The organism is Bacillus sp. JJ1474 (assembly GCF_036965225.1).
Lineage (GTDB): Bacteria > Bacillota > Bacilli > Bacillales > Cytobacillaceae > Cytobacillus.
Window position 1 is genome coordinate 98,787 of the sequence record NZ_JBALPC010000008.1, and the last position, 4,347, is coordinate 103,133.

The following is a 4,347-nucleotide window of genomic DNA, read 5'->3' on the forward strand; positions in this document are numbered from 1 at the left end:
ATAAAAATCGCCAAATTGTATCAAATTTGTTAAAATAATAACATTTTCCCTACAACTATTTACAAAATTTGAGAGTTTATACAAAATAGGAATATGGTTATAGGAGGAATGACTTATGAAAAGTTTAGCGTGTTTGACAGATACAGTCCTTATTAATACGTACCTTAAAGCGATTGATCAAAACCTTGACCCTTCCTTTATCGAAATATTATCTGCAGAATTAGAAAATAGAGGCTTAGAGGTAAAAAGTGATAAGGAGAATACAGATAGCAAAGTTATTTCATAGTATTTTTGAAATATACATATCTAGGCCTTTTTTATCCTTATTTAATGCAATCATAGTTGATTTCCGATAAAATGAATTCTAGATATTAGTAGAAAATAAGGATGGTAACGAAATGATGAAAACGGCCGTTGTCACGGATAGTACAGCCTATATCCCGAAGGAATTGCGGGATTCACTACAAATACATATGATCCCTCTCAGTGTCATCTTCGGAAATGAAAGCTATCAGGAGGAAGTCGAAATTACAGCTTCGGAATTCTTTCAAGAGGTTAGGCAAAAAGAGCTTCCGACAACATCTCAGCCTTCCGTCGGTCAATTTGTAGAGCTTTTCAACCATTTGGCCAAGGAATATGATGCGGTCATCAGCATTCATCTTTCGAGCGGGATTAGCGGCACGTTTCAAGGAGCTGTTTCTGCGGGCGAAATGGCAGAGGGAATTGAGGTTTACCCATTCGATTCAGAAATTAGCTGCATGGTGCAAGGCTTCTATGTCCTGGAGGCAGCAGAAATGGCAGCAGCAGGCAAACCCCCTCAAGAAATCATCGCTCGACTAAAGGAAATGAAGAAATCCATCCGCGCTTATTTTATGGTGGATGATCTCTCGCATTTGCAGCGTGGCGGCCGGCTTTCCAGCGCCCAGGCACTCATTGGCAGCCTGCTCCAAGTCAAACCACTTCTCCATTTTGTAGACAAGAAAATCGTCCCTTTCGAAAAAATTCGCACCCGCAAAAAAGCATTAAAGCGAGTTGTCGACCTATTGGCTGAAGATGTGAAATCCGGTGAGCCCTACCGCGCCGTTATTATTCATGCCAATCGGGAAGAAGAGGCTGTGGAATGGAAGACTGAGCTAGAAGGCCAATTCCCGAATGTAGAATTTATGGTCAGCTACTTCGGCCCAGTCATTGGCACTCATCTCGGCGAAGGGTCGATGGGGCTTGGGTGGGTGAAGAAATAATAGGGTTATGTTTATGGTGAGACTGTCCAGAGAGTTAGCTTTTTGACTTTCTGGATGGGAAAAAAGTATTCTTCGTAACCATTCACTGCATAAGGTTCCCGTTCCGGCGAATATTTACAGTAAACGGTCAACAGACCCGGACTTTGATGCCCGTGATCAGTAAAGAAAGCGAATCACGGTCATCAGACACTGCATCTGGTTCCCGTCCAGTCGGAAAAATGGTGTAAATGGTCATCAAACCCTCACCTGAGGCAGAGGCTAAATGAACTTGCCCTTACTCGGACAAAACTTTTCCAAAACAATATTAAAAAAAGAGGTGTTGCACATGCGATTCGCACTTACTTATGACAAAATAACCCCAGACAAAATCCTTATGTCCCCAGAAAAAACTCATCAAATCTCCTCCATTGAAAGCATTCCTCATCAAGATTTAAATCCAGCCTACCCCTTCTCACAAGAACTCCAGCAGCAATTATCCGGAAAGCAGCTATTACTGGACGATTTAACCGATCCGATACAAAAAATCCAGGAACACTATGAAAATGGGTATCTCATTTATCGAAAGGGAATTATTACAGAAGGCCGCAAAAGTTTCTGCAAGCGCTGCGGCAACAAAGATAAGCATTTTTTCACCTCGTTTCCATGTGCAAGATGTGAGGAAGAATGTCTCTATTGCCGAAAATGCATCATGATGGGAAGAGTGAGCACGTGTACGCCCCTGATCAGTTGGACAGGTCCAGTGTTTCCGTTAAAATGTACAGACCCGCCGCTTTCTTGGGATGGTACATTATCCGATGGACAGCAAATTGCATCAAAACGGGTAGCGGAAGCAGTGCAAGGCGATAAGGAGCTACTCGTTTGGGCCGTATGCGGAGCGGGGAAAACGGAGGTGCTATTCGAGGGAATAAACGCAGCACTCACAGCCGAAAAAAGAGTTTGCCTCGCAACCCCACGAACCGATGTAGTCCTCGAGCTCACTCCGCGTCTGAAAAAAGTGTTTCCTAGTATCGCAGTTGCCTCCATTTACGGCGGCAGCGAGGACCGCCATCTCAATGCGCCGCTCACCATCGCCACCACCCACCAGCTTTTTCGTTTCTACCATGCCTTCGATACCGTTATCCTTGATGAAGTCGATGCCTTTCCCTATTCAGTCGAAGAATCACTCCAATATGCTGTCCGTCAATCACGCAAATCTTCATCCTCGATGATCTACCTAACTGCCACCCCGAATGAAAAATGGCAAAAAGAATGCCGCCAAGGAAAAAGAGAATTTGTCACCATTCCTGCACGTTTTCACCGCCATCCTCTCCCGGTACCGCGTTTTCAATGGTGCGGCAACTGGGAAAAGCGACTCAAAAAAGAGCACCTTCCGCCTAACGTAATCCAGTGGATCAAAAACCGGCTAGATTCCAACAAGCAATGTCTTTTATTTGTCCCTAAGATCGATAAAATGGGAAAAATCCTTCCTCTCATAAGAAAATTCCATCCGAAAATTGAAGCAGTCCATGCCGAGGACCCACAGCGTAAAGAAAAGGTCCAGGCGATGAGAAATAAGGAAATCCCATTGTTGCTCACAACGACTATTTTGGAAAGGGGTGTCACCTTTCCTAATATTGATGTCGCTGTCTTGGGTGCAGAAGACCGGATTTTTACCGAAAGCGCTCTAGTACAAATTGCTGGGCGTGTTGGAAGAAGCTCACTTGCTCCCGGCGGTGATATTGTATTTTTTCATTACGGAAAAACCGAAGCAATGATCCGCGCGAAAAAACAAATCCAAAATATGAATGTAGAAGCAAAAAAGAAAGGATTGATCGATTATTAAGCATTGTCTTGTTTGTTTTGCAGAAATAATCCCTCAAATAGGCTGGACCGCATTATTTTCCAAAGAGGAAGTGGTGACACTGTGTTGGTCTTGCCGCGAAAAGTTTTCCATCATAGTTGGCGAAACATGCCGGACCTGTGATCGTCCGTTAGAGCAAATAGAATCACAATTTAAGCTTCATGACCAATGTCTAGATTGTGTCCGCTGGGAGGAGGATCCGCAATGGGCAGGGACGTTGGAGAAAAACTACTCCATTGTGATGTACAATGATTTTGCCAAAGAAGTCATGGCCCAATATAAATACCGGGGTGACTATGTGCTCGCGCATGTCTTTGCTTCCTTTATGAAAAAAAAGCTTACTGCAATCCCCTTTGACAAGATTGTCCCGATTCCGTTAAGTGCCGAGCGCCTTTATGAACGCGGCTTTAACCAGTCAGAGGCATTAATTCGGGCTTGTGGCCTTGAGCCAAGCAATCTTTTTACCAGAATCCACACCGAAAAACAATCGAAGAAATCCCGCTCCGAACGAATCCATCTAGAGCAAGTCTTTCAAATAAAAGAGCCCATCTTCGATCAAAATATCCTGTTAATCGATGATATTTATACAACAGGCTCCACACTTCGGCATGCAGCCAAATGCTTAAAGGAAGCGGGTGCACTTACAGTTGGCTCCCTTACTTTTGCACGCGGCTAACGAAAATTCGCGAATCCGTCATTTCTTAAAATTAGAACTTTGGCTATAATGGAGGAAATAAGAGACATGTTTAACATGAGGGGGAGAAAGAATGGCAGAGCTTACGAATTGCCCGAACTGCGACAGTATTTTTGTGAAAAATAAATTCCGAGATGTTTGCGATAAATGCTGGAAAGAAGAAGAAAAAGCCTACGAAACCGTCTACCAATTCATGCGCAAACGCGAAAACCGCGCCGCAACGATGAATCAGGTTGTTGAGGCAACAGGAGTCGAGGAAGAATTGATTCTAAAATTTATCAAAGCCGGTAGACTTCAGCTGACCCAGTTTCCGAATCTAGGATACCCTTGTGACAAATGTGGAGCAATTATTCGAACAGGGAAAATCTGTGATAAGTGTACAGAGGAGCTAAGGAAGGATTTGCAAGTACATACATCAGAAGAAGAACGCAGGAAGGAAATAGAACGAAGAGAGAAGCATGCGACTTACTTTGCGGGGGATGAGAAGTTTCGGAAGAGGTAGGTCAGTGTTCTGCAGTGACAGAAAATCGCCTTTTAAAAAATAATGTTAAAAAATAGACACTTTTAACCGA

Annotated in this window: 5 protein-coding genes; all 5 read left to right on the forward strand. The window is 43.6% G+C overall.

Features of this window, described 5'->3' with window-relative positions; translation table 11 throughout:
* The first annotated feature begins 115 nt into the window (after positions 1-115).
* The 5 genes from sda to V7164_RS01550 all read left to right on the forward strand — a co-directional run bounded on the left by sda (position 116) and on the right by V7164_RS01550 (position 4,277).
* On the forward strand, positions 116-286 hold the full coding sequence (gene sda / locus V7164_RS01530) for a sporulation histidine kinase inhibitor Sda (protein WP_335347059.1): 171 nt from the start codon (positions 116-118) through the stop codon (positions 284-286).
* Positions 287-401: 115 nt separating this feature from the next.
* Positions 402-1,241, forward strand: a complete 840-nt coding sequence (locus V7164_RS01535; protein ID WP_335353296.1) for a DegV family protein — start codon at positions 402-404, stop codon at positions 1,239-1,241.
* 325 nt (positions 1,242-1,566) lie between these two features.
* Positions 1,567-3,063, forward strand: coding sequence for a DEAD/DEAH box helicase (locus V7164_RS01540; protein WP_335347057.1), 1,497 nt, complete (start codon positions 1,567-1,569; stop codon positions 3,061-3,063).
* A 73-nt stretch (positions 3,064-3,136) separates the two neighbouring features.
* On the forward strand, positions 3,137-3,757 hold the full coding sequence (locus tag V7164_RS01545; RefSeq protein WP_335347056.1) for a ComF family protein: 621 nt from the start codon (positions 3,137-3,139) through the stop codon (positions 3,755-3,757).
* A gap of 91 nt (positions 3,758-3,848) precedes the next feature.
* Positions 3,849-4,277 carry a TIGR03826 family flagellar region protein gene (locus V7164_RS01550; protein WP_335347055.1) on the forward strand — a complete coding sequence of 143 codons (429 nt, stop codon included), beginning with the start codon at positions 3,849-3,851 and terminating at the stop codon, positions 4,275-4,277.
* Positions 4,278-4,347 lie beyond the last annotated feature (70 nt).

Excerpts from the sequence above, each read along its gene's own strand:
- V7164_RS01535 (WP_335353296.1), top strand. The coding sequence starts at position 402 with ATGAAAACGGCCGTTGTCACGGATAGTACAGCCTATATCCCGAAGGAA.
- V7164_RS01540 (WP_335347057.1), top strand. The coding sequence starts at position 1,567 with ATGCGATTCGCACTTACTTATGACAAAATAACCCCAGACAAAATCCTT.
- sda (WP_335347059.1), top strand. The coding sequence starts at position 116 with ATGAAAAGTTTAGCGTGTTTGACAGATACAGTCCTTATTAATACGTAC.
- V7164_RS01550 (WP_335347055.1), top strand. The coding sequence starts at position 3,849 with ATGGCAGAGCTTACGAATTGCCCGAACTGCGACAGTATTTTTGTGAAA.